This is a genomic window from Corynebacterium sp. MSK204, from assembly GCF_030229885.1.
Taxonomy (GTDB): Bacteria; Actinomycetota; Actinomycetes; order Mycobacteriales; family Mycobacteriaceae; genus Corynebacterium.
In genome coordinates this window covers 123,792-146,949 of sequence record NZ_JASPGQ010000003.1, presented here as the reverse complement: position 1 = coordinate 146,949, position 23,158 = coordinate 123,792, and the positions used below count along the sequence as shown (strand labels likewise).

Here is a 23,158-nt window from a genome sequence, read left to right as displayed (position 1 = left end):
GAATGCGAGCTATGGTCAATAAGCTGGTCAAAGGCACGCAGTCTGGAACGCAAAAACCCCGTCCTTCCTGGGGGATTTTTATTGCAGCAATGCTTTTTGCTGGCTTGCTCGCCGGGTTCATTTCCTTGTTCTTATTGGCGGATTCCTTGGCCGCCTTGGGCATTCCGGACCCAGGACGGATTACCACCTTCGGCCTGCCGCTGTTCCGTGGGCTGGCGTGGCTATTGATGGCGCTATCCGTGGGGTCCTTTTTGGCCTCGTCGTTTCTCATCGCCCCGCGCGGGGAGAACGATTCCCTCATCGAGGCGCCTTTATCGGTCGACGGCCATATCGCCGCCCGCACTGGCACGTGGTCGGCCTTCGGTGCTGCGGCCGTGGGGCTGGTAGAAATCCCGATGATCATGTCGGACCTGACCGGCACGCCGTTTTTTAAGGTCTTCAACCTGACCATTTTGAAAATGGCCTTTACGGAAATTTCCTCCACCATCGTGTGGGGCATTGCGGTGCTCATCGCCCTTACCGTGGGAATTATTGGCAGCCTCAGCCGCACCTGGGCCATGCAGCCGGTGCTGCTTTTGCTGTCCATCCTGCAAGTAGTCCCCATCGGCCTTGAAGGCCACTCTGCGACCGGTGGCGATCACGATTACGGCACGAACTCGCTGCTGTGGCACCTGGTATTTGTGATGCTGTGGGTGGGCGGCCTCATGGCGCTCATCGCGCATGGCCGGCGCCTGGGCCCGAACCTCCCCTTCGCGGTCAAGCGATATTCCGCCATCGCTTTCATGGCCATCGTCGTGCTGGCGGTATCCGGCCTAATCAATACGCTCATCCGGATGGATATTTCGGACCTGCCGCAATCGCCTTACGGCATTATCCTGATCACCAAGTTCGTGCTCACCATCCTGCTGGGCATTTTGGGGCTTATCCACCGCGAACTCACCATCCCGCAGTTAGATAAAAACCCGCGGCTCTTTATCCGCATCGCCATCGTGGAGCTCGCGGTCATGGCGGGCACGATTGGCGTAGCCATCACCCTGGGGCGCACCGTGCCGCCGCCACCGCGGGATCCGAACTTGAGCTCCATGCAGATCCTCATGGGCTATAACCTGCATGAGGCGCCCACGGTATTCAATATCTGGACGATGTTCCGCTTTGACATCATGTTTGGCACGATTGGCCTGCTCATGGCCGCGGCATATGGCTACTGCGTTTACCGCGTGCACAAGCGCGGGTTGAGCTGGGACAAGGGACGCACCGCGTGGTTTATGGTCGGCTCGCTGGGCCTTACGCTTGTCATGTCCACCGGCCTCGGCCTGTACATGCCCGCAATGTATTCCATCCACATGCTGGTGCACATGATTTTGTCCATGACCATTCCGCTGCTCATGGTGCTAGGCGCGCCCGTCACCTTGGTCATGGAGGCCTACGAGCCGGGTCCAAAGGGGCAGCCGAGCCCGCACGATTATGCCTTGGCGCTGACCCAATCTAAGTTCGTGCGGGTCATTACCAATCCCTTCGTGAACTTGGCGCAGTACCTCTTTTTCCTCTACGTGCTCTATCTTTTCCCGAGCCTGTACGAATTCGCCATTTCGGAGCACGCCGGCCATCTCATCATGAACTACGTGTTCCTCATTTCCGGCTACTTCTACTTCTGGGAGGTCATTGGCCCAGATCCCTTGCCTAAGCGCCATTCCACGCCCTTCCGGCTTGGCATGCTTTTCTTGTCGATGCCCTTCCACCTCTTCGCCGGGGTCTACCTGATGCAGCTGCAAACGGTGCTTGGCCTCGACTTCTATCAGTATCTCGAGCTGCCTTGGGATCAGGACTTGCTGCAGGATCAGCGCGTGGGCGGGGGTATTGCCTGGGGCTTTGGCCAATTCCCCTTGGTCATTGTCTTTGGCAAGCTCTTTTTGGATTGGCTGCGCGATGACCGCGCGACCGCACGGCGCCACGATGTGCAGGCGGAGGCGGACGACGATGCTGAGCTCGCCCGCTATAACGCGATGCTGGAGGACATGAGCCACGGCGATGAAAGCGGCTTCCGCGGGCACTAATTTATTGCCCACCTGTGGATAACCCGCCCGAAAGTGACCATCCTGGGGCCGCTTTGTTGAGGGGAACAACAAGTTATCCACAGCGCTGGGCGGCATGGCATGGTGCGGTTTGCGCTGCGGCAGCAGGATGTGAAGGCGAGCGAGGGACATACCACTCGCGAACTCACAACCTAGTAAAGGAATTTCAGCACCATGTCTCAATACCCAGTAATGTTAACCGGCCGCCTTACCCAAGATCCCATCCTGACCAAGACCTCGACCGGCGCATATAAAACCAAGCTGCGCATCGCATCCTCCCGGCGCGTTCCTGATCGCCCCGCCGATACCGGTACCGACGCCGAAAACCAACGCGGCCAGCAGCAGTGGCGCGATGTAGACCACCTCTTTATTGACGTGGAGATGTGGAACCAATTTGCCATCAACGTCAAGAAATCCCTGGCCAAGGGCATGCCGCTATTGGTCTGCGGCTCGATCGTCTCTGATCAGTGGCGCGATGATGAGGGCAAGGACCATTACCGCACCTTTATCAAGGCGCAGTATGTGGGCCTAGACCTAAACCGCCACGTCATCGGCGCAAAGCGCTTGGCGCCGCAGTATAACCAGGAAAACATCGCCATCCCTGAGCTTGGCGATAATGAGGTGGAACCGGACGTAGATAACTCCGCGCCGGGCGATACCGCCGCTGATACCGCTGCAGACCGCATCCAAGCGGGAAATAGTGCAGCAGCCCAGGACGGCGAGCAAGTAGCAACGCAAGAAGAGGAGGCCGCCGAAACCGTGCATGCATAGCGCCTGCCATCCGCCTCGGGTTCGCCCGACCCGAGGCACCTAGGCGCGCATTCTGATGTAGTGTTTGTGTAGATAAATACGTCTCCCAAATTTTTGCAAAGGGGTAAAAAGTGGGCGAATTCATCTACACGATGAAAAACGTGCGCAAGGCAATTGGCGATAAGGTCATCCTTGATGATGTCACGATGGCGTTCTACCCGGGCGCCAAGATTGGTGTGGTCGGCCCCAACGGTGCCGGTAAGTCCTCCATTCTGAAGATTATGGCCGGTTTGGATCAGCCTTCTAACGGTGAGGCATTCCTCGATCCGGGTGCCACCGTGGGCATCCTGCAGCAGGAGCCGCCGCTGAATGAAGAAAAGACCGTGCGCGGCAACGTCGAGGAGGGCCTCGGCGATATCTTTGAAAAGAAGCAGCGCTTCGAGGAAATCGCCGAAGAGATGGCGACCAATTACAGCGATGAGCTCATGGCGGAAATGGGCAAGCTGCAAGAGGACTTGGATGCCGCCGATGCATGGGAGGTTGATTCCAAGATCGAGCAGGCGATGGAGGCATTGCGCTGCCCGCCTTCCGATGCCCCGGTGACCAACCTCTCCGGTGGTGAGCGCCGCCGCGTGGCCCTGGCCAAGCTCCTGTTGACGGAGCCGGACCTGCTACTTTTGGACGAGCCCACCAACCACTTGGACGCCGAGTCCGTGGAATGGCTGGAAAAGCACTTGGCGGATTACCCAGGTGCCGTCCTAGCCGTCACCCACGACCGTTACTTCCTAGATCACGTGGCCGGCTGGATCTGTGAGGTGGACCGCGGCAAGCTGTACCCGTACGAGGGTAATTACTCCACCTACCTGGATAAGAAGCAAGAGCGCCTCCAGGTCGCCGGCAAGAAGGACGCCAAGCTGCGCAAGCGCTTGAAGGACGAGCTGGAATGGGTACGCTCCGGCGCCAAGGCTCGCCAGGCCAAGAACAAGGCTCGTTTGGAGCGCTACGAAGAGATGGCTGCAGAGGCGGAGAAGTATAAGAAGCTGGACTTCGAGGAAATCCAGATTCCTACGCCGCCACGCTTGGGCAATAAGGTCGTCGAGGCAAAGAACCTGGTCAAGGGCTTCGATGATCGCACCCTGATTAAGGACTTGTCCTTCACCCTGCCGCGCAATGGCATCGTCGGTGTTATCGGCCCGAACGGTGTGGGTAAGACCACGCTGTTTAAGACCATCGTTGGTTTGGAAGAACCGGATGATGGCTCCGTTGAGGTCGGCGAGACCGTCAAGCTGTCCTACGTGGACCAGAATCGCGAGAATATCGACCCAGAGGCTACGGTGTGGGAGGTCGTCTCCGGCGGGCTGGATTATATTCACGTTGGCCAAAATGAGATGCCATCGCGCGCGTACCTTTCCGCCTTCGGTTTTAAGGGCCCGGATCAGCAAAAGCCGTCGAAGGTGCTCTCCGGCGGTGAGCGCAACCGCTTGAACTTGGCGCTGACCTTGAAAGAGGGCGGCAACCTTATCCTTCTTGACGAGCCAACCAACGACTTGGACGTCGAAACCCTGGGTTCGCTAGAAAACGCCTTGGAGAAATTCCCGGGCTGCGCCGTTGTTATTTCCCACGACCGCTGGTTCTTGGACCGTACCTGTACCCACATTCTGGCGTGGGAAGGAAACGTTGCCGAGGGGCAATGGTTCTGGTTTGAGGGTAACTTTGGTGACTATGAGAAGAACAAGGTGGAGCGTCTGGGAGAAGACGCCGCCCGTCCTTCTCGCGTCACTCACCGCAAGCTCACCCGATAATCCCTGAGGAGAATGATGGCGACCGATAACGCGCATACCCACCAAGTGCCCACCCGCTGGGGCGATTTCGATATGTACGGCCACATGATGAACGCCAACTATATCGAGGTTGCCCAGGAGGCACGCTTGGCTTTTGCCAAGGAGAATATCTATGCCAAGGGCATCGATTTCATGGCCTTGGTGCGTCATCTCGACGTGGACTATATGCGGCCCATTCCCTTTGAGGGCAATGCCCACGTCATCGTGGAAACCTCCGTTTCCCAGATCGGTTCGTCATCCTTTACCACGACCCAGCATGTCAAGACCGCTGCTGGGGAGGTAGCGGCCACGGTGAACTGTGTGCAGGTTGTCATTGACAAGAAGAAGCACACCCCGCGCCCGTTGACGGATGAGGAAAAGGATATTCTGCAGATGAGCGCCTCTTAAACGGCGCACTGTGCACACATAGAAAGGTAGGGCCCGCAAGCCATGGTCACCGAGTCGCTTGAAGTTCGCAGCGGAGGACCTGGCTTACGGGCCCTTCTTGCGCGCGCAGTCGGGGTAGACGCGAATGCATCGGTGCGCCTGCGCCAGCTTGCCGATGACGTCGTTGATGCCTTCGTTACCACCCCCTTCGAGGTTGTCGCCTCCCGGCGGGTGCAGGGGAAAGCCTCTCGCGATGGGGCAGTGGGGTCCGCGGAGACGCTGGAGCAACAGCTCGCGAAAAACGATGGCACCGGTGTTATGGAACTCGGCCCGTCCCGCGATGCGTCGTGGCCGGGCGCATTGCCCCCGGCGACCGGCTTTAGCGTGGTAGATACCCTGCCGGTGACGGTAGTACGCGAGCTCTCGGACCAGGGGCAGAAGCTGACCCGGGAATTTTCTGGACCCATGGGCCCGCCGCCCAGCTTGCTTAATCAGACCGTGGTCACGGTTGAGGGCAACGGCCAAACGGTGGAAATTCCGATGCGGATGATCTTCGCCTGCACCAACCTGGGCTTAATTCCGGGGTTTTCTGCCTCCATGGATATTCCGCGACACCTGCGTGTATCGAGCCTTGGCCGGTGGGTGCGCCTTGATGCACCGTTTGGCAGCATCTACCGTTCCACGCGGCTATCCGTGCTGTAAAACTCCCCGAATCTGGTATTCCGTTACCCAAAACGGACAGTGATTAATACCTATAACCCAATAGTCGGGGGTAGTGGGTATCCCCGGTGCGCGCATTTTTAACCCTATATACTGCGGTATCTGGGAAAACGGGATTTTAGCTTCCACCCCCGTTCGTGAAATACGCACAAACTTATATTCTCTTTCTCATTCTGCGTTAACCTGACAGCGAGAAGTAAATTTTCGCCTCTGTAACCAACACATGAAGGAGAACCTCCGTGCGCATTTCTGTACCCAAAGAAATCATGAATAATGAAAGCCGCGTCGCCCTCACCCCAACCGAGGTGCGGACCTTGGTTACTGATGGGCACGAGCTTTTCATTGAAACGGGCGCGGGCGTCGGCGCGTCCTTCCCCGATGAGGAGTACGTAGAGGCTGGGGCCACCATCGTCGATTCTGCGGACGAGACGTGGGCCAAGGCCGAGCTCCTGCTGAAGGTAAAGGAGCCGTTGGAGTCGGAGTACCAGTACCTGCGCTCGGATCTCACCGTCTTTACCTACCTCCACTTGGCGGTGGATCGCCCGTTGACGGAGGCGCTGACGGAATCGAAGACGACCTCGATTGCCTATGAAACCGTTACGGACCGCCGCGGCACCCTGCCGCTTCTGACCCCCATGTCCCAGGTCGCCGGGCGCTTGGCCGTTATTGAGGGCTCGCACCACCTTTTGTCCACCCAGGGCGGCCGCGGCCTCTTGGTCTCCGGCATTCCGGGCACCCAGCCTGCGCGCGTGGTGGTCATCGGCGGTGGCCAGGTAGGAGCGTCCGCCGTGGCCATGGCGCACGGTCTACGCGCAGAAGTCACGGTCCTAGACGTGGATCCGCACGTCCTGCAGCGCTTTGATGACCAGTACGCCGGCGGCGTACGCACCCTGATCTCTGATCCGTCCACGCTGGATAAGGAGCTGGAGGAGGCCGATCTCGTCATTGGCGCCGTTTTGATTCCAGGCGCTGCGGCACCGAAGCTGGTGCGCGAGGAGACTGTGAAGAAGATGAAGGAGGGCGCGGTGCTTGTCGATGTCGCCATCGACCAGGGCGGCTGCTTCGAGAACTCGCGCAAGACCTCCCACGACGAGCCGACCTTCAAGGTGCACGACACCCTCTTCTACTGCGTGGCCAATATGCCCGGTGCGGTGGCCAATACCTCGGCCCGCGCCTTGGCCTCGGCGACGCTGCCGTATATCCGCGCGGTGGCTAACGACGACCTGGATGCCGCGATCGAGCGCTTCCCAGGTCTGCGCTCAGGCGTGATGACCCGCGGGGGCAAGCTGGTATCTGAGCCGGTACGCCAGGCTTTCGACTGGAAAGACTAAGCATCCGGCAGCGCTAACTTGGCGCTAGCGCACAGTAAAAGAGGCCCGCGCACTACCTAATGTGAAAGTGCGCGGGCCTCTTTGTACAGCTTGCAACGCTTGCACAGGCAGCGCTACAAGCAGTTGAAAAATTAAGGCGCTCTGTTGATGAGCATGGCGGCGACGCGCTGCATGTGATCCCAAAGCATGGTGCGATACGCCGGCGGGATGGTGTCTTCCTCGATGCTATCGAGGGACTTTCCCATGAGCTCGAGCCAGCGATCGTGGGCTTCCATACCAATGGGGAAGGTCGCATGCCGCATGCGCAGGCGCGGGTGGCCACGGTTTTCGGAGAAGTGTTGGGGACCGCCCCAGTACTGAATCAGGAACCAGGTAAGACGCTGTTCCGCGCCTTCCCAATCCTGATCCGGGTACATGGGACCAATCACGTCATCTTCTTTGACCTGGTCATAAAAGCCATGCACGAGGCGCTCAAAGGTAGGGGTGCCACCGATGGCTTCATAGACGGAATTCATTTAGGCATCGTCTCCCTTATGCGGATTGGCAATGCCGATGCCGTGTGGGTACGGGGTGGTAATGCCCTCTGCGTGCATGACGTTGAGGACGCGGGACTGGACAAAGCGCTGGACATCCCACTGGCGGCCCGGCAGCGTCTTGGTGGACACGCGGAAGGATACGTAATCCGGCTCGAACTTGGACATGCCGTCGATGCGCGGGGTGCTGAGCACCATCTTGCGGATCTTTTCGTCCTTGACGGCATCCTTGACGGCCTTGTCGATGACCTCGCCGGCAACCTCTGGGTCATTGGATAGCCCGACGGGGATTTGGATGCGGGCAACGGAGTACTCATCGGAGTGGTTAGCCACCTGCAGGATTTCGCCATTGCGGACGTACCACAGGGCACCGTCGATATCGCGGACGGTGGTAATGCGCAGGGAAATGGACTCGACGTCACCGAAGACGCCGTTGCCCAGGTCAATGACATCGCCAATGCCGTATTGATCCTCAATGAGCATGAAAATACCGGAGAGGAAGTCTCGGACCAGTTCCTGCGCACCGAAGCCGAGGGCAACACCGATAACACCGGCTGAGGCGATCAGCGGGGCGACGTTGACTTCCAACTCGTCCAGGATGGCAATGCCGGCAGAAACCCAGACCACGATGGCGACCGCCGAGCGCCCTACGCCGGCGAGGGTCTTAATGCGCGAGGCGCGGCGCGCCTCCCTGGTTTCTCGCAGGGTGTCATCCGGTTGGCCGTCCTCCGCAGACCTGCTGCGGCTGCGGCTGGGCTTTTTGAGGGTGGAGGCCTTAATGCTGTTTTTCGCCAGCCGGTTGATGAGGTGGCGCAGCGCCCAGTGCGCAATGAAGGCCAAAATGATAATGAGGCCGATGCGGATGGGTCGCTCGATAAGCCAAAGTTGAACGTTCTCGTCGTTCCAGAAGCTCGATACGGACTCTACTGCATCGTCTTTTTTCTCTGCAGCGCCCTGAGCCATGGTAAATAGGTTCGTACTCATCATTCTTTCTTGATCGTGGACACAAACTAACCGCACCCATTCTAGAGAAAATCCTGAAATCTCACTGATGGCGCCGAATCGGCAACGCGTGGAGAGGGCAGAATATAAATTGCCGAATGGCCGGTGTGGATGAACCGCTTAGTCTACGATTGGGAGGCATGACTGAACACAGCGCGCATAACTTGGCAAAAGGATTTTCATCCCGATCCATTCACGCTGGATATCACCCGGATCCGCACATGGGATCCATCAACGTGCCGATCTACGCTTCGACCACGTTCGCCCAGGATGGCCTCGCGCAACTGCGCGGCGGCTTTGAATACGGGCGTGTGGCCAACCCGACGGTGCGCTCCCTCGAGAAGACCTTGGCTGCACTGGAGGGCGCGGATTACGCCCGCGTCTTTGCCACCGGCATGGCAGCCGCCGATACGATGGTGCGCATCTTGGTGCGCCCCGGCGATCACGTCATTTTGGGCAATGATTCCTACGGCGGTTCTTATCGCCTGCTTAATGATTTCACGGAGTGGGGCGTGGAGATGTCCATTATCAACACCTGTGATGTCGATGCCGTCGCCGCTGCGGTAAAGGACAATACTAAGCTCATCTGGCTGGAAACCCCGACCAACCCGGCGCTGAATATCACCGATATTGCGGCGGTGGCTAAGGTCAAGGGCAATGCGCAGGTGTTGGTGGATAATACCTTCGCCACGCCGTACCTGCAGAACCCCCTCGCACTCGGCGCGGACCACGTTCTGCACTCCACCACGAAGTACTTGGGTGGGCATTCCGATGTCCTCGGTGGCGCCGTAGTTACCAATGACCCCGAGGTGGATGAGCAGCTGCTGTATTTCCAGGGCAACGTGGGCGCGGTCGCCTCGCCTTTCGATGCCTACCTGACTGCGCGTGGCATTAAGACCCTTGGCGTGCGCATGGATCGCCACTGCGCCAATGCGCAAAAGGTGGCGGAATTCTTACAGGCCCGCCCAGAGGTTAAGCAGGTGCGCTACCCGGGATTGGCAGAGCACCCGGGCCACGAACTGGCGGCGCAGCAGATGCGCGGGTTCGGCGGCATGATGTCCGTGCGCTTCCACGACCCAGAGCACGCCAAGCAGATTTGTTTGAATACGCGCCTTATTTGCCTGGCGGAATCGCTGGGCGGGGTGGAATCGCTCATCGAGCACCCGCAGAACATGACCCACGTTTCGGCCGAAGGATCGGAACTGGTGCCACCGGAAGACATGGTGCGCATCTCCATCGGCATCGAGGACATCGATGACCTGCTAGCGGATCTGCAGCAGGCGCTCGACGCCCTTTAAATCGCGCTCACAGCGCAACCGCGAGTTTACCGGCCGCCGGCAACCTTGAGCAGGGAGCCGGCGGTCTTATCGGTTTCCTGCAGCATGAGTGGATCCGTGCCCGGCATGGGGGAAATCGTTGTATCCGGCCACTGCGCATAGGTGGGAATGCCCACGATATGCAGGCGCTCATCCAGGCTGCCATCTGGGTGGACGGTGCGCCGCGTGGCACCATCGGTTTCGGGGGAGCCGGTGTCCTGCCCGTGATCAGCAAACGGGCGCACCCGGCCACCCTCGGCCAATCCGCGGGTGAGCGGATCGCCGGCGACGCGGATATCGGGCTTGTGCATGAAGGCATCGACAAGCGTGGGCGACGATGCCGAGCGCGGGCCAGAAGTCAGGGTGTAATGGTCTGACTCGATCGCGAGGGTGGGGTGATCACCAAGGAAATGGACCAGGTGGGCATCGACAAGCGCGAGCAGCTGGCGCACGCGGAACAGCGGAGGGCCCGAGCCCACCATCTGCCCAAAGGACATGAATTGCGCGTAGCGGCCTGTGCGGGACTCGCGGGTATAGCGGCCTTCTGCACCCAGGATGGAGGAGGGCTTGCGCGACTGGGACAGTGACCACAGCGCGGCCTTCATGGGCGAATCATACCCGGCGGCCGCCTCCTGGATATCGCCCGCCAGGGAATCCGCAATGTGGGCGGTGAGCGCCGAAATATCGCCGGTAAATCCAGCAACTTGGTACATAAGGTCTGTCATATCCCACGGCTGGGTGACTAGGGGAGCAAGGGCGGTGCCGAGATCGTCAGGCGCGGTGGCATCGATGACCGTGAGGATCTCTTCGCGCGGGCGAAGGAGAGCTGCCGGATTCACTCGTTCCAGCGTGGTGATATACGCCTCGTAGCTATCGCGCGCGATGGCGGGCCAAACCTGGGCGTCGAAGTCGATGTCCTCGGCGCCCTTGAGCTTTCCGATGACCCCATGCAACCGCCGCCGCGGCATCGTGGGCGGCAGCTCGTTGTACTCGGACTTGGGATGGAAGGGATAACCGCGGCCGGAGGCGACGATGAAATGTGGTTCCTTCCCGCTCGCCTCGTAGCGCAGGCCAGAGCGAGTGGTGGCATCCTCGACGAATTTGCCACCGCGTTCAATGGTGGTTAGCGCCATGATGTCATAAAAACCCATGCCAAGCCCGCGTACCAGCACGTCTTCGCCGGCGGGAATGGCTTTATAGTCTTGTTCCACGGGATTGCCCGGCGCGATCCAGTGCAGCCCGGATTCCGCCAAGTGCTGCTCCTCGTCATTAAAGCGCGGCGCCATCCAGCCATAGGCTAGGACCGAGGCATCGGCGTGCACCTGCGAGCCATCGTCCAGGTGCAGGATATCGGCTGAGCCATCCGTGGTGATGGTCTCCACGCGGTGGTGGTGGCTCACCGTGGAAATGCTCTCCGGCAGGCGCGCCAGCACCACGTCATAGACCCAGCGCAGGTACTCGCCGTATAAAGCGCGCGTGGGATTGGACTCTGGGCGGGTGGCGGCCAGCTCCGCGCGGTACTCGGTGGCAATGTGTGGGGCGGGAGGGTGCTGTGCATAAAGCTCGCGCTTGGCAGGAGCTACCTTATCGCCCTCACCGCGCAGCAGCTGGATCCACTCGTATTGCGTTGGCCCCTCGAGCACCGGGGCGTTCACCGTCGCGCCGGGCTCGGTAAAAAGCGTGACGGCGCCAGCGCGCGTATTCATGCACAGGGTCTTGGTTTGGGCGGTGTCCCAGACCCGGCCGGCGCCGTGCTGGGCCTCGTCGATGAGGTGGACGGTGACGGGGGAGCTGGAATCATCCATGCGAGCGGCGAGGCGTTCCAAGATAGAGATGCCGCGCGGGCCCATGCCGACGATCGCGATTGCAGGAGTAGCCATAGCCCCTATCGTTCCACATCGCGGAACGGGGACGAACGCCGCGCACCGCTAGCATCCATTTTCCCTATGATGGGGTGGCATGACTGATACCACGAATGTGCCAGAGAAAATCGCCGTCGTTACCGGTGCCACCGGTGGCATGGGGCGCGAGATCATCAAGGATCTCGCCCGCGATCACCACGTGTATGCGCTGGGCCGCAGAGCCGATGAGCTGCCGAAAGCCGCAAATATCACGCCGGTTGCCAGCGACTTGGTAGCCGGGCTGGATGAGGGCATGCAGCTGCCCGAGCTAGAGCGGGTCGATGTGCTCGTGCACGGCGCGGCACGCGCCACGAAGTTCTCGGTGGAAGAGGCCACCCCGCACGATTGGCGCGCCCACATGGACTTAAACGTTCACGCGCCAGCGGAGGTTACTCGCGCGCTCTTGCCGCAGCTGCGCAAGGCGGAGGGCACCGTCGTCTTCATCAACTCGGGGGCGGGGCGCAAGAGCTACGGCGATAACGTGGTTTATGCCGCGACGAAGCACGCGCTGTATGCGCTTGCCGATGCCCTGCGTATCTCCGAACCCGGCATCCGCGTCTCCACCGTGGCGCCGGGGCCCACCGATACCCCGATGCTGGAGGGCCTGCAGGACTACAACCCGAACGAGGTTATTGCGCCCGTGGAGGTGGCGCGCGCCATCCGCACCGTCGTGGAGGCTGGGCCCACCACCCAGCTCACGGAGATTCAGGTGCGCCCGCGCATCGAACTGAACCTCCGCAAGAACTAAGCATTAAGCGGCGTCGACCTCGCGGTTGCGCAGGGCGCGGGCCACGCGGTCGCGCTGCTCGGTAATCGTGCGGCGCAGGCCGCCTGCCAGATCCTTCTGCAGGAAGGCATCGGCGCGATCGAGGCCATCTTGGCTGATATCCCAGGACGGGAATAGCCCGGTAACGGTGGTCAGGCCCACCTCGGAGGACTGGGAGTCCCAGATCTTTTCGGCCACCTCGAAGAATTCCGCGGTGGGTAAGAGATCATCGGAGTGCGGGTAGTTTAAGCCCTCCAGCTTCGAGGTGAGCTCGCGGTTGGTGAGATCCCCGGCTACGATTTCTTCCCATACCGCGCGCTTATTATCCGCGGTGGCAATCGCGGCGTGGGCGCGCAGGGAAGAGTAGTAGCCGGTAGCGGAATTATCGCGCTTGAGCTGGGCGGCGATGGCGGCCTCGGCATCGGCAAGCGCACCCGCGGCAGCGAGCGCTGCGACGGCGGACCAGCGCAGCCCGGCATCATCGGAATCCGCGAGGAGATCGTGCAGGTAGTCGCGGGCCGGCTGGTGCAGCCGAATCCTAGACAGCGCCTGCGTGCAGATGATGGAACGCTGCGCATCGGTGCTCCGGGCGCCATCGACAAGCGCCTGCGCCAAAACCGTGCTGTCTTTCGCCCACGCCGGATCGGCGTAGTTCTTCAGTGCGGTAGAGGCCTGCGAGACGATGCGCTCGAGGACGGCGAGCTCGGTCTCCGCCTTCATACCGCGGGCCACCAAGCGGATAAAGTCGCGGGCGCGCATGGTGCCGGCGCGGGTCATCTCCCAGGCGGTGGACCAGCACAGGGTGCGCGCCATGGGGTCATCAAATTTCTCGATATTATCCAGCAGAAATTGCAGGGATCCTGCATCCAAATCGATGAGGCAGTAGGTCAGATCGTCATCGTTGGGCAGGATGAAGTCGATGTCCTTCAGGTTGCGGCCGACCAGCTCTGGGATCTCGGTGGATTCGCCATCCACGTCCATCTCGAGGCGCTCGGTGCGCACAACCTTGCCGTCCTGCGTGCTGTACAGGCCCACTGCAACGCGGTGGGTGCGCAGGGTATCGCCGCGCTGGGTGAGCTGCGCCTGGGTGATGGTGCCGTCATCATCGGCCCCCGTGGCAACCGCCAGGGTATTAATACCGGTGGTCTTCAGCCACTGCTGTGCCCAGAAGGAGAGATCGCGCCCGGAGGCCTCCTCGAGGTGGCGGAGCAGATCGTCGAAGGTGGCATTGCCCCACGCGTGAGCGGCGAAGTGACGGCGCACGCCGGCGAGGAAGTTCTCGCGGCCAACGTAGGCCTGCAGCTGCTTGAGCACCGAGGCGCCCTTGGCGTAGGTAATACCGTCGAAGTTTTGCTCCACGGTTTCGATATCGCTGGCATCGGTGGAAATGGGGTGGGTGGTAGGCAGCTGATCCTGCTGGTAGGCCCAGGACTTTTCCACGTTGGCAAAGGTGACCCAGGCGGTATCGTATTCGGTTTCTTCCGCCTGCGAGATGGCCGCGGACCAGGTGGCGAAGGACTCGTTGAGCCATAGGTCATTCCACCACTGCATGGTCACGAGGTCACCGAACCACATGTGGGCGAGCTCGTGCAGGACGGTATCGGCGCGGCGCTCGTACTTGTAGTGCGTGGCCTGCGAGGTAAAGACGTATTCATCGCGGAGGGTTACGCAACCGGCGTTTTCCATCGCGCCGGCGTTGAACTCTGGGACGAAAATCTGGTCGTACTTGCCAAAGGGGTAGGGGAAGCCGAAGTTGCGGTGGTAAAAGTCGAAACCCTGCTTGGTCTCAGTAAAAAGGCGCTCGGCATCGAGGGAATCTGCCAGCGAGGCGCGGCAGTAAATACCGAGCGGGACCTCGAGCTTTTGCGCCGGCTTGCCTTCGGGGTGCTCGGTCAGCTCGCCGCGCCAAGTATCGGTGACCTCGTGGTAGGGGCCTGCGCACAGGGCAACCAGGTAGGTCGATAGCGGGTAGTCGATCTCAGAATGGGAGGTATCGCCCTCGCGGGTGACCGGGCCATTGGTGATAATGGTCCACTCCTCTGGGGCCTTAAAGTGCAGGGAGTAGGTGGCCTTCAGATCCGGCTGGTCGAAGCAGGCAAAGACGCGTTTGGCATCGGCGGTTTCAAACTGGGTGTAGAGGTAGACCTCGTTATCGGCAGGGTCCACGAAGCGGTGCAGGCCTTCGCCGGTGCGGGAGAAGGGGATCTCCGCGGTGACCTTGAGCGTGTAATCCGCTACCTGCAGCCCGGAGAGGGGAATGCCGTAGGTGGGGTCATAGGACTGCGTGGGCAGCGGGTTTCCGTTCAGGCGCACCTCGTGCAGCTTGTCCGCGCGCAGATCGATGAAGGTAGAACCGGCCTCCTGGGTGCTAAAGCGCACCGTGGTGGTGGACAGGAAGTGGGTATCGGAATGCTTAAGGTCTAAAGCGACATCGTAATGCTCAACCTTGAGCATCTGGGAGCGATTTTTTGCTTCCTCCCACGTGAGGTTTACAGAGGTCATTGCCTAGATTCTCCTTTGCTAACGAAAATAGTGATGCATCAAGGTTAGCAGCGCGTTTACAGTGGTGGGGCAAACTGCACTTATTTCAAGGAGGAATAATGACCACCCCAGTTAAGTTTTGGTTCGACGCTTCCTGCCCCTTCGCATGGGCAACGTCCCGCTGGATCAAAGAGGTAGAAAAGGTCCGCGATATTACGGTGGAATTCGAGCCGATGTCCCTGTCGGTGCTGAATGATGGCCGCGATCTCGATCCCGAATACATGGAGATGATGGAGGCCAACTGGGGCCCTGCCCGCGTATTTGCCAAGGTAAAGACCGAGCAGCCAGAAAAGGTAGACGAGCTCTATACCGCCATGGGCACCCTGATTCACGCCAAGGGCAATGGCGGAAAGAAGGGGGATGGCGGCTATGACGAGATCATCGCCCAGGCATTAGAGCAGGTTGGCCTCCCCGCAGACTTTGCGGAGGTGGCACGCACCGAGGAGTACGACGAGAAGCTGCGCGAATACCACCACAACGGCATTTCTTCCGTGGGCGATGAGGTAGGAACCCCGGTTATTAAGTTGGGCGATACCGCCTTCTTCGGCCCGGTTATTACCCGCGTTCCCACGGGTGAGGAAGCCGGTGAGCTTTTCGATGCCTCCGTGCGCCTAGCCCAGTTCCCTTACTTCTTCGAACTCAAGCGCTCTCGCACAGAGATGCCACAGGTAGAAGAGGACTAGTTATGAGCGCTGCTGGCCTTGCTTGCGGCGCACGGCGGCGGCCAGGCAGCACACCGCGATGACCGGCGTGAGTAAAAACGCCGGCACCCCGGCGATATTGATAATGGGCAGGGCCGTCTGGGCTTGAAATTCTGACCAAGCGGCGGCCACCCACGTAGCCCATGAGGCCGCGGTAAGCAGGGATAACACCCCAATCACCGCGGCTAAACCGCCGAGGCGATTTTTCTTTAGTACCCTCTGATTCAGCCACCACGGCCCAAGAACAAGGTGGGCGACAGTGAAAAGTACGGTATGAATAAGCGGCACGAGGTAGTTCTTATTGGTTAAGAAGATATTCGCCGCAAATAACAGCACCGCGATAGCAAGGATGCTGCCGTAGAGTGCGAGGACGCGAGGGGCCATGCTTTAGCCTTTCTATGCAGCACGTAATCTGCGCTTTAGCTTAACAGCACCGGACGATGAACGAAATAGGTTGTAGAAAGTGGTGCCCAGAAGGCGGCGGTGCCGGTACTGTAGGGGCTATGCGCGTATATCTTGGAGCTGACCACGCAGGTTTTGAGACCAAAAACCTGATTTCTGAACACCTCACCAAACAAGGCCATGACGTCATCGATTGCGGCGCTCATACCTATGACGCCGAGGATGACTACCCCGCATTCTGCATTGAAGCGGCCCTATGCACCGTCAACGATCCAGGTTCCCTGGGAATCGTGCTAGGTGGATCCGGAAATGGCGAGCAGATTGCCGCCAATAAGGTCAAGGGCGCGCGCTGTGCGCTGGCATGGTCGCCAGAAACGGCACGCCTAGCCCGCGAGCACAATAATGCGCAGCTCATCGGCATCGGCGGGCGCATGCACTCGCAGGAAGAGGCCCTAGAAATCGTGGATGCTTTCTTGGATCAAGAATGGTCCCGCGCCGAGCGTCACCAGCGCCGCATCGATATCCTCGCAGAATACGAGCGCACCAATATCCCACCCGAGCTGCCCAAGGACCCGCGCTAAAACCGCCAGGTTCCTTAAATAGACATAAATGAACGCCGCGGGCCCTTTGTGCCACGCGGCGTTTCTATGTGGTGGTTACACCAAGCGCATTAGGCGTCGTTCATGTCATTGGGGTGGTGCCCACCGCGGCCGTCTTCGCCTTCCTCCAAAGAGGTAATGGCGGCCATCTCTGCATCAGTGAGCTCGAAGCCGAAGACATCGAAGTTTTCTGCAATGCGCGATGGCGTCGAGGACTTGGGGAAGAGGATGACCCCATTTTGCAGGTGCCAGCGAATAATGGCCTGGGCTGGGGAAACACCGTGCGCCTCGGCGGCTTCAGTAACCTCTGGTGCCTCCAAGATATCGCTCTTGCCCTGACCCAGCGGGCCCCATGCCTCGATGGCGATGCCGTGGGCGCGGCCAGCGTCCAGTTCGCGCCAGCGCTGCAGGTAAGGGTGCAGCTCCACTTGGTTAATCGCGGGGACGACGTCCGTGTGTGACTCCAACTGATCTAAGTGCTCCGGCTCAAAGTTGGACACGCCGATGGACTTCGCCTTGCCTTCTTTACGCAGTTCAATGAGCTGCTTCCAAGCCTCCACGTACGTGCCCTTGGCTGGGGTAGGCCAGTGGATGAGGTACAGGTCTACGTAGTCAAGGCCCAGCTTCTGCAGGGATTCATCCAGCGCTGCAGCGGCATCGGTGTGGCGGTCGTTCCACAGTTTGGTGGTAATGAAGAGTTCCTCGCGCGGGATGCCGGAGTTGGCAATGGCCTTGCCCACGCCTTCTTCATTGCCGTAGATGGCTGCGGTATCGATGTGGCGGTAGCCCACGCGCAGCGCCTCAGCTACGTATTCCTCGGTCTTTTCCGGGTCCATTTGGAAGACGCCAAAGCCCAGCTGGGGGATTGTATTTCCATCGTTCAAAGTAATATTAGGTACGGTCATGGACACCAGATTACGCTTTTCTGGCTACCGCCCCAATGTGATGTATTTATAGCCGCGCTTGGCGGGAGATGGGCGGCGGGATGGAGGGAGGCATCGGCAAGCAGGGACCTCGATAAAGCTAAGGAACCAGCAAGGAGGCCTAACGGCGGAGCTGGCTGGGTGACCCCGGCCGGGACGCGTGCCAGCGCTTAATATCCTCAGCAAGCCACAGTCGCGTGCGGCCCAAAATCGTGGCCACATGCTCAGGGGTGCGGTGATTAGCTGAGTAATTGCGCCAGGTTGCGTAGCTCACGCCGATATGGGCGGCGCAATCCGAGCCAGTCCACAATTCATCGCCGGTATCGACATCGATGATTTTAGGCTGCACGGTTTTTCCTCCCTTGGTTAGTGGCTGTAGCTAGGTTGTAGCCGGATAGTGCCGCTAAGGCTATGACAATAAGCCAGATGGGCGAATCGGCAATTATCGAGTAGGCGGCGGCGACTACGATGCCTGAGACGGCGGAGGCCTGTTTCAATGTCACTGTAATGTGTCCTTTCGGTATATTGGGAGGTGTGCCCCTAGAGGCTATTTGCGATGCCTACCCGATTTTGGTGGGTGGTCGTTGCGGTGCTGCTTTATCTGAATAGCTAGGCTACACAGTGAAATAATTAGCGCCGCGACCTCCATCACCTCTTCAGTTTTGTAAGTGCCTTGCAGCCTTACATTCACTAGTATTACACAGTAATGCGTTATTGGTAAACTGGAAGAACGAACATTTTAAGAATATTTCCCAAAAACAACCCAAACCCACACCACACGAGCCGGATGGGGGCGCCCGCCGTGCCCGCACTCTGGAAGAAACTCTAACCAAAGCTAAAAATATTCAAACCCCCACAGAATATACAATCTGTGAGGGTTTAAACACGCCAACCAAAATGGTTCTACCAATGGTTCCACTTACCGCTAACAACCAGCTGCAATAGTCAATTATTGCAGTACAAACATGGAGGGAATGACGGGAATCGAACCCGCGTCTTCAGCTTGGAAGGCTGAGGTATTAGCCACTATACGACATTCCCACAGCGTTACCTTGAACGCTGTCGGCTACTTTAGCGCATGAGCGCCCCAAAATGAAAATAGGGAACACGCGCAGTGGGTAGGCCGTTAAAATAGGTAGGACCAATTCCAGTAAAGAAAGCGATGATTGTTGTGGAACTTCTACTTCTTGTAGTCGTACTCGGTGGCGGCGCGTGGTATCTATCCTCGCGCAGCTCAAAAAAGAGCCGGGAGGAGCGAGAGGCGCAGCAGTTAGCGGATGCCCAGGCGGATGCGCGCCGCTGGATTGAGCGCCTGGGTGGCCAGGTCATGCAGATTTCCGGTACGGATACCGCCTCGCAGCAGGCGATGGCGGACGCATCAGAGCGCTTTACTGCGGCTAACTCCGCTATTTCAAGGGCCACCACGGTCAAGCAGGCCAATTTGGCCCGCGAATCGGCGCTTGAGGGCATGCATTACGTCAATGCCGCCCGCGAGATTATGGACATGAACCCAGGGCCGGAATTGCCGCCGCTGGAGGGGCAGCGCGCCGCCGGTAAGGTCACCGAGAAGCGCACGGTGGATGCCAATGGGCAGGAATTGACTGCCTCCCCCTACGCCTCTGAGGAAACCCCGAACTATTACCCAGGCGGAACCGTGGCCGGCCGTCCCGTTCCGGCCGGTTGGTACTCCCGCCCTTGGTGGGAAGATGCCCTGCAAACGGGCGTGTGGATGATGGGTTATTCCATGATGTTTAACGCCATGTTTGCCGGCATGTCCGGCGTGGGCTATTCCGCAGCCGCCGCAGAAAACGGCGACTGGGGCGGCGCCGAAGGCGGCGGCATAGACGGAGCCGACGGCGGCGCAGACGTAGGAGATGCCGGAGACGCCGGTGACCCCGGTGATATGGGCGGCGATGCCGGAGGGGGAGACGCCGGTGACGGTGGCGGATTCTTCGATGGATTATCTGACGGCGATGGCGGCGGCTTCTTTGACGGTATGTTTGATTTCGATTTCTAAGTCAAGCGGCCAGAAATTATGCCGTTAACCTGCGTCTACGCCCTTAACAGGGGGTTGATTTAGGAGATTTAAAACCAACACGCTAAACTGTCTCAGGTATGCAACGCAGCCAAGGCAACTTGGTGGCCTACATACGGGGCGTGGCGCAGTTTGGTAGCGCACCTGCTTTGGGAGCAGGGGGTCGCAGGTTCAAATCCTGTCGCCCCGACGTATGGGGGTCTGAAAATGCCCTAATAAGGTTTTTCAGACCCCCTTTAATTTTTATGTACGTAGAAAAACAATGAAGCCAGGGAGATTCACTCGTGAAGACCACCGTAGACAAGCTGAGCGATACCCGCGTTAAGCTCACCGTCAACGTTCCGTTTGCGGAGCTAGACCAGGAAATCGATCAAGCTTACGCGGCAATCGCGCAGCAGGTTTCTATTCCAGGTTTCCGTAAGGGCAAGGCCCCGCGCCAGCTGATCGACGCTCGCTTCGGCCGCGGCCCGATTCTGGAGCAGGTTGTCAATGACATGCTGCCTTCCCGCTATGAGCAGGCCGTTCAGTCCGAGGACCTGAAGGTCATCGGCCAGCCGGACGTAGACATTTCCAAGATCGAGGACAAGGACTTCGTCGAGTTTACCGCCGAGGTTGACATTCGCCCTGAGTTCGAGGTTCCGGACTTCTCCGAAATCTCCGTCATCGTCCCGGCCATCAAGGCCGGCGAGGAAGACGTGGACAAGGCCCTCGAGGATCTTGCAGAGCGCTTCGGTGAACTGAAGGACACCAAGCGCAAGATGAAGACCGGTGACTACGCCATCATCGACATCACCGCAGAGGTGGACGGCGAGAAGATCGAGGAGGCTTCCACCGAGGGCCTGTCTTACTCCATTGGTGATGACAACCTCATCAAGGGGCTGGACACCGCACTGCGCGGCATGAAGACCGGCGAGGATAACGAGTTCACCTCCACCATCCAGTCCGGCGAGCACAAGGACGAAGAGGCTACCTTCAAGGTCCACGTGCAGCAGACCAAGGAGCGCAAGCTGCCGGATATGGACGATGAGTTTGCCCAGATGGCCTCCGAGTACGACACCATCGAGGAGCTGCGCGAAGCCACCAAGACCGAGGTTGAGGAGTCCAAGAAGGCTGAGCAGGCCGGCCAGATCCGCGATGAGGTTCTGAAGGCTGCGCTTGCCGATGTCGACTTTGAGCTGCCCCAGTCCGTAGTCGACGAGCAGGCTCACGCCCAGCTGCACCAGATCCTGGGCCAGCTCGCACACGATGAGAAGGCACTGGCACAGCTGCTCGAGGCACAGGGCACCTCCCGCGAAGAGTTTGATAAGCAGACCCGCGAGCAGGCCGAAGAGTCCGTGCGCACGCAGATCTTCTTGGATGCCGTGGCAGAAAAGGAAGAGCCGGAAGTTTCCCAGCAGGAGCTCTCGGACCACATCCTGTTCACCGCGCAGTCCTACGGCATGGACCCGAACCAGTTCATCCAGCAGCTGCAGTCCAACGGCCAGATTGCCAACCTGTTCTCTGACGTACGCCGCGGCAAGGCACTGGCTGCCGCCATTTGCCGTACCACCGTAAAGGACGAAGAAGGCAACGACGTTGACGTTGAGCAGTACTTCGGTGAAGTAGAAGAAGATGAGAACGAAGCTACCGACGCGGAGTAAATCTTCTCCTTAAAAGCCCAGCTTGGCCCCTCGCACCAGCGAGGAAGTCTGGCTGGGCTTTTCTCATCGCCGGGTCGAAAAAGCAGACAAAGATCGGTGCAAACGCTGATAGCGAACAGACCCCACAATTATCGCCACATTAAGTAGTGTGGTGGCATTAGAGATTAACCGTCCTCAAGGAGACTTTTCGAATGTCTAAGAAATCTGACCAGCTTCAGATGACCACCCCAGCAGGCTCCGGCCTGAACTTGGGTGACAGCGTCTATGAGCGCCTGTTGCACGAGCGCATTATCTTTTTGGGCACCCAGGTAGACGATGAAATTGCCAATAAGCTGTGCGCACAGATCCTGCTGCTTTCCGCAGAGGATCCCACGCGCGATATTTCGCTCTACATCAACTCCCCGGGTGGCTCCGTGACCGCGGGCATGGCCATTTATGACACGATGAAGTACTCGCCCTGCGATATCTCCACCTACGGCATGGGCTTGGCCGCTTCTATGGGCCAGTTCCTGCTCTCTGGTGGTACGAAGGGCAAGCGCTATGCACTGCCGCACGCTCGCATCATGATGCACCAGCCTTCCGCTGGCGTGGGCGGTACCGCTGCCGATATCGCCATCCAGGCGGAGCAATTCGCACAGACCAAGCGCGAGATGGCCGAGCTCATTGCAGAGCACACCGGCCAAACCTTCGAGCAGATCACCAAGGACTCTGACCGTGACCGCTGGATGACTGCGCAGCAAGCCAAGGATTACGGCATTGTTGACCACGTAATCGAGTCTGTAAACGGCCCGCTGAGCAACTAGGGAATAAGGAGAAAATCACTATGAATAAGTCGCAGATGCCAAGTTCCCGTTACGTACTGCCTTCTTTTATTGAGCAGTCCGCTCAGGGGACGAAGGAAACCAACCCGTACTCTAAGCTCTTTGAAGAGCGCATCATCTTCTTGGGTACCCAGGTCGATGACACCTCTGCCAATGACATCATGGCCCAGCTGCTGGTTCTTGAAAGCCAGGATCCGGACCGTGACATCACCATGTATATCAACTCGCCCGGTGGCTCCTTTACTGCCCTGATGGCAATTTATGACACCATGCGCTACGTGCGCCCTGATGTGCAGACCGTGTGCCTGGGCCAGGCGGCTTCTGCTGCTGCAGTGCTGTTGGCCGCTGGTGCTCCGGGCAAGCGTGCGGCGCTGCCGAACTCGCGCGTATTGATCCACCAGCCTGCAACCCAGGGCACCCAGGGTCAGGTCTCGGACTTGGAGATCCAGGCCGCAGAGATCGAGCGTATGCGCACCTTGATGGAAAACACCTTGGCGGAGCACACCGGCCGTACGTCCGAGCAAATCCGCATCGACACCGACCGCGATAAGATCCTGACTGCGGAAGACGCTGTGGAATACGGAATTATCGATACCGTCTTTGAGTACCGCAAGCTCAATTCTTAATTCGGTCCTGATGGACTGAATCCATCAGCGGAGGCCCTGTGAGACCGCTTCGAGAGAAGCCCTCGCAGGGCTTTTATTATTTGCGTATAAGCGACTGCAGTATATGCCTATGAGAAGGTGCGCTGGGCGAGTAACGGTGCACGCACATCTACCCCAAACGGGGTGAATCTTTCAGAGAAATATCTGCAGGTCGTTAGGCAGATTATTTAGTGCGATGTTTCACGTATAATGGCCGATTTGTGAATTAGGCCTCTGAGTGGTCGTATTATGTT

22 protein-coding genes and 2 tRNA genes are annotated in these 23,158 nt (G+C 59.1%); 15 read left to right on the top strand and 9 right to left on the bottom strand.

The annotated features are described in order from the left end of the window. The first annotated feature begins 2 nt into the window (after positions 1 to 2). From QP908_RS03190 to ald, 6 genes are all read left to right on the top strand, one after another. The gene (locus tag QP908_RS03190) at positions 3 to 2,054 is read left to right on the top strand and encodes a bifunctional copper resistance protein CopD/cytochrome c oxidase assembly protein (RefSeq protein WP_370658451.1); all 2,052 of its coding nucleotides are present in this window, start codon (positions 3 to 5) and stop codon (positions 2,052 to 2,054) included. A 192-nt stretch (positions 2,055 to 2,246) separates the two neighbouring features. After that, the gene (locus QP908_RS03185; protein ID WP_239268759.1) at positions 2,247 to 2,843 is read left to right on the top strand and encodes a single-stranded DNA-binding protein; all 597 of its coding nucleotides are present in this window, start codon (positions 2,247 to 2,249) and stop codon (positions 2,841 to 2,843) included. 110 nt (positions 2,844 to 2,953) lie between these two features. Next, positions 2,954 to 4,624 carry an energy-dependent translational throttle protein EttA gene (gene ettA, locus QP908_RS03180; RefSeq protein WP_005277855.1) on the top strand — a complete coding sequence of 557 codons (1,671 nt, stop codon included), beginning with the start codon at positions 2,954 to 2,956 and terminating at the stop codon, positions 4,622 to 4,624. A gap of 12 nt (positions 4,625 to 4,636) precedes the next feature. Then, positions 4,637 to 5,050, top strand: a complete 414-nt coding sequence (locus QP908_RS03175; protein ID WP_239268757.1) for an acyl-CoA thioesterase — start codon at positions 4,637 to 4,639, stop codon at positions 5,048 to 5,050. A 42-nt stretch (positions 5,051 to 5,092) separates the two neighbouring features. Further along, positions 5,093 to 5,731, top strand: coding sequence for a DUF8185 domain-containing protein (locus QP908_RS03170; protein WP_239268755.1), 639 nt, complete (start codon positions 5,093 to 5,095; stop codon positions 5,729 to 5,731). Between the two features lie 257 nt (positions 5,732 to 5,988). Beyond that, positions 5,989 to 7,080 carry an alanine dehydrogenase gene (gene ald, locus QP908_RS03165; RefSeq protein WP_284771614.1) on the top strand — a complete coding sequence of 364 codons (1,092 nt, stop codon included), beginning with the start codon at positions 5,989 to 5,991 and terminating at the stop codon, positions 7,078 to 7,080. A gap of 131 nt (positions 7,081 to 7,211) precedes the next feature. On the opposite strand, the gene QP908_RS03160 is transcribed toward ald, so the two are convergent. Beyond that, positions 7,212 to 7,595: a globin gene (locus QP908_RS03160; protein WP_239268751.1), complete on the bottom strand. Its 384-nt coding sequence runs from the start codon at positions 7,593 to 7,595 to the stop codon at positions 7,212 to 7,214. After that, positions 7,596 to 8,600, bottom strand: a complete 1,005-nt coding sequence (locus QP908_RS03155) for a mechanosensitive ion channel family protein (RefSeq protein ID WP_034659037.1) — start codon at positions 8,598 to 8,600, stop codon at positions 7,596 to 7,598. A 155-nt stretch (positions 8,601 to 8,755) separates the two neighbouring features. Here QP908_RS03155 and QP908_RS03150 point away from each other — a divergent pair, with 155 nt between their 5' ends. Further along, a complete protein-coding gene (locus QP908_RS03150) occupies positions 8,756 to 9,913 on the top strand; it encodes a cystathionine gamma-synthase (RefSeq protein WP_034658136.1) in 1,158 nt (385 codons plus the stop codon). A gap of 26 nt (positions 9,914 to 9,939) precedes the next feature. Here the strand turns inward: QP908_RS03150 and QP908_RS03145 are convergent, their stop codons facing one another. Further along, positions 9,940 to 11,811 (bottom strand): FAD/NAD(P)-binding protein, encoded by a 1,872-nt coding sequence (locus QP908_RS03145; protein ID WP_239268747.1) that lies wholly within the window; start codon positions 11,809 to 11,811, stop codon positions 9,940 to 9,942. Between the two features lie 79 nt (positions 11,812 to 11,890). Here QP908_RS03145 and QP908_RS03140 point away from each other — a divergent pair, with 79 nt between their 5' ends. Then, positions 11,891 to 12,580 carry an SDR family oxidoreductase gene (locus QP908_RS03140; protein ID WP_239268745.1) on the top strand — a complete coding sequence of 230 codons (690 nt, stop codon included), beginning with the start codon at positions 11,891 to 11,893 and terminating at the stop codon, positions 12,578 to 12,580. A gap of 3 nt (positions 12,581 to 12,583) precedes the next feature. Here the strand turns inward: QP908_RS03140 and pepN are convergent, their stop codons facing one another. After that, positions 12,584 to 15,100 carry an aminopeptidase N gene (pepN, locus tag QP908_RS03135; protein ID WP_239268743.1) on the bottom strand — a complete coding sequence of 839 codons (2,517 nt, stop codon included), beginning with the start codon at positions 15,098 to 15,100 and terminating at the stop codon, positions 12,584 to 12,586. Between the two features lie 98 nt (positions 15,101 to 15,198). On the opposite strand from pepN, the gene QP908_RS03130 reads away from it, so the two are divergent. Then, entirely contained in the window at positions 15,199 to 15,822 is a 624-nt protein-coding gene (locus tag QP908_RS03130; RefSeq protein WP_239268741.1) for a mycothiol-dependent nitroreductase Rv2466c family protein, read from the top strand. On the opposite strand, the gene QP908_RS03125 is transcribed toward QP908_RS03130, so the two are convergent. Continuing rightward, positions 15,823 to 16,224, bottom strand: a complete 402-nt coding sequence (locus QP908_RS03125) for a hypothetical protein (protein ID WP_284771613.1) — start codon at positions 16,222 to 16,224, stop codon at positions 15,823 to 15,825. 119 nt (positions 16,225 to 16,343) lie between these two features. On the opposite strand from QP908_RS03125, the gene QP908_RS03120 reads away from it, so the two are divergent. Beyond that, the gene (locus QP908_RS03120; RefSeq protein ID WP_005277878.1) at positions 16,344 to 16,823 is read left to right on the top strand and encodes a ribose-5-phosphate isomerase; all 480 of its coding nucleotides are present in this window, start codon (positions 16,344 to 16,346) and stop codon (positions 16,821 to 16,823) included. A gap of 89 nt (positions 16,824 to 16,912) precedes the next feature. Here the strand turns inward: QP908_RS03120 and QP908_RS03115 are convergent, their stop codons facing one another. The 4 genes from QP908_RS03115 to QP908_RS03100 form a co-directional block, all read right to left on the bottom strand. Beyond that, positions 16,913 to 17,746 (bottom strand): aldo/keto reductase, encoded by an 834-nt coding sequence (locus QP908_RS03115; RefSeq protein WP_239268737.1) that lies wholly within the window; start codon positions 17,744 to 17,746, stop codon positions 16,913 to 16,915. Positions 17,747 to 17,885: 139 nt separating this feature from the next. Further along, positions 17,886 to 18,113, bottom strand: coding sequence for a hypothetical protein (locus QP908_RS03110; RefSeq protein ID WP_237799855.1), 228 nt, complete (start codon positions 18,111 to 18,113; stop codon positions 17,886 to 17,888). Beyond that, positions 18,103 to 18,267: a hypothetical protein gene (locus QP908_RS03105; RefSeq protein WP_237799856.1), complete on the bottom strand. Its 165-nt coding sequence runs from the start codon at positions 18,265 to 18,267 to the stop codon at positions 18,103 to 18,105. Before QP908_RS03105 ends, QP908_RS03110 begins: the two co-directional genes overlap by 11 nt. A 463-nt stretch (positions 18,268 to 18,730) precedes the next feature. Continuing rightward, a tRNA-Gly gene (locus QP908_RS03100) sits at positions 18,731 to 18,805 on the bottom strand. Positions 18,806 to 18,926: 121 nt separating this feature from the next. Between QP908_RS03100 and QP908_RS03095 the strand changes: the two genes are divergently transcribed. The 5 genes from QP908_RS03095 (at position 18,927) to QP908_RS03075 (ending at position 22,886) form a co-directional block, all read left to right on the top strand. After that, positions 18,927 to 19,781: a DUF1542 domain-containing protein gene (locus QP908_RS03095; protein WP_239268735.1), complete on the top strand. Its 855-nt coding sequence runs from the start codon at positions 18,927 to 18,929 to the stop codon at positions 19,779 to 19,781. A 134-nt stretch (positions 19,782 to 19,915) separates the two neighbouring features. After that, positions 19,916 to 19,989, top strand: a tRNA-Pro gene (locus QP908_RS03090). Between the two features lie 94 nt (positions 19,990 to 20,083). Further along, complete coding sequence (gene tig / locus QP908_RS03085) at positions 20,084 to 21,439, top strand: trigger factor (RefSeq protein ID WP_239268733.1); 1,356 nt, start codon at positions 20,084 to 20,086, stop codon at positions 21,437 to 21,439. Between the two features lie 191 nt (positions 21,440 to 21,630). After that, entirely contained in the window at positions 21,631 to 22,242 is a 612-nt protein-coding gene (locus QP908_RS03080) for an ATP-dependent Clp protease proteolytic subunit (protein WP_023023580.1), read from the top strand. A gap of 20 nt (positions 22,243 to 22,262) precedes the next feature. Further along, positions 22,263 to 22,886 (top strand): ATP-dependent Clp protease proteolytic subunit, encoded by a 624-nt coding sequence (locus tag QP908_RS03075; protein WP_239268731.1) that lies wholly within the window; start codon positions 22,263 to 22,265, stop codon positions 22,884 to 22,886. Positions 22,887 to 23,158 lie beyond the last annotated feature (272 nt).

What these genes read in the sequence shown, in the direction of transcription:
- QP908_RS03190 (WP_370658451.1), top strand. Translation starts at nt 3, where the DNA reads ATGCGAGCTATGGTCAATAAGCTGGTCAAAGGCACGCAGTCTGGAACG.
- QP908_RS03185 (WP_239268759.1), top strand. Translation starts at nt 2,247, where the DNA reads ATGTCTCAATACCCAGTAATGTTAACCGGCCGCCTTACCCAAGATCCC.
- QP908_RS03175 (WP_239268757.1), top strand. Translation starts at nt 4,637, where the DNA reads ATGATGGCGACCGATAACGCGCATACCCACCAAGTGCCCACCCGCTGG.
- QP908_RS03170 (WP_239268755.1), top strand. Translation starts at nt 5,093, where the DNA reads ATGGTCACCGAGTCGCTTGAAGTTCGCAGCGGAGGACCTGGCTTACGG.
- QP908_RS03160 (WP_239268751.1), bottom strand. Translation starts at nt 7,595, where the DNA reads ATGAATTCCGTCTATGAAGCCATCGGTGGCACCCCTACCTTTGAGCGC.
- QP908_RS03155 (WP_034659037.1), bottom strand. Translation starts at nt 8,600, where the DNA reads ATGATGAGTACGAACCTATTTACCATGGCTCAGGGCGCTGCAGAGAAA.
- QP908_RS03150 (WP_034658136.1), top strand. Translation starts at nt 8,756, where the DNA reads ATGACTGAACACAGCGCGCATAACTTGGCAAAAGGATTTTCATCCCGA.
- QP908_RS03145 (WP_239268747.1), bottom strand. Translation starts at nt 11,811, where the DNA reads ATGGCTACTCCTGCAATCGCGATCGTCGGCATGGGCCCGCGCGGCATC.
- QP908_RS03140 (WP_239268745.1), top strand. Translation starts at nt 11,891, where the DNA reads ATGACTGATACCACGAATGTGCCAGAGAAAATCGCCGTCGTTACCGGT.
- pepN (WP_239268743.1), bottom strand. Translation starts at nt 15,100, where the DNA reads ATGACCTCTGTAAACCTCACGTGGGAGGAAGCAAAAAATCGCTCCCAG.
- QP908_RS03130 (WP_239268741.1), top strand. Translation starts at nt 15,199, where the DNA reads ATGACCACCCCAGTTAAGTTTTGGTTCGACGCTTCCTGCCCCTTCGCA.
- QP908_RS03125 (WP_284771613.1), bottom strand. Translation starts at nt 16,224, where the DNA reads ATGGCCCCTCGCGTCCTCGCACTCTACGGCAGCATCCTTGCTATCGCG.
- QP908_RS03120 (WP_005277878.1), top strand. Translation starts at nt 16,344, where the DNA reads ATGCGCGTATATCTTGGAGCTGACCACGCAGGTTTTGAGACCAAAAAC.
- QP908_RS03115 (WP_239268737.1), bottom strand. Translation starts at nt 17,746, where the DNA reads ATGACCGTACCTAATATTACTTTGAACGATGGAAATACAATCCCCCAG.
- QP908_RS03095 (WP_239268735.1), top strand. Translation starts at nt 18,927, where the DNA reads ATGATTGTTGTGGAACTTCTACTTCTTGTAGTCGTACTCGGTGGCGGC.
- QP908_RS03080 (WP_023023580.1), top strand. Translation starts at nt 21,631, where the DNA reads ATGTCTAAGAAATCTGACCAGCTTCAGATGACCACCCCAGCAGGCTCC.
- QP908_RS03075 (WP_239268731.1), top strand. Translation starts at nt 22,263, where the DNA reads ATGAATAAGTCGCAGATGCCAAGTTCCCGTTACGTACTGCCTTCTTTT.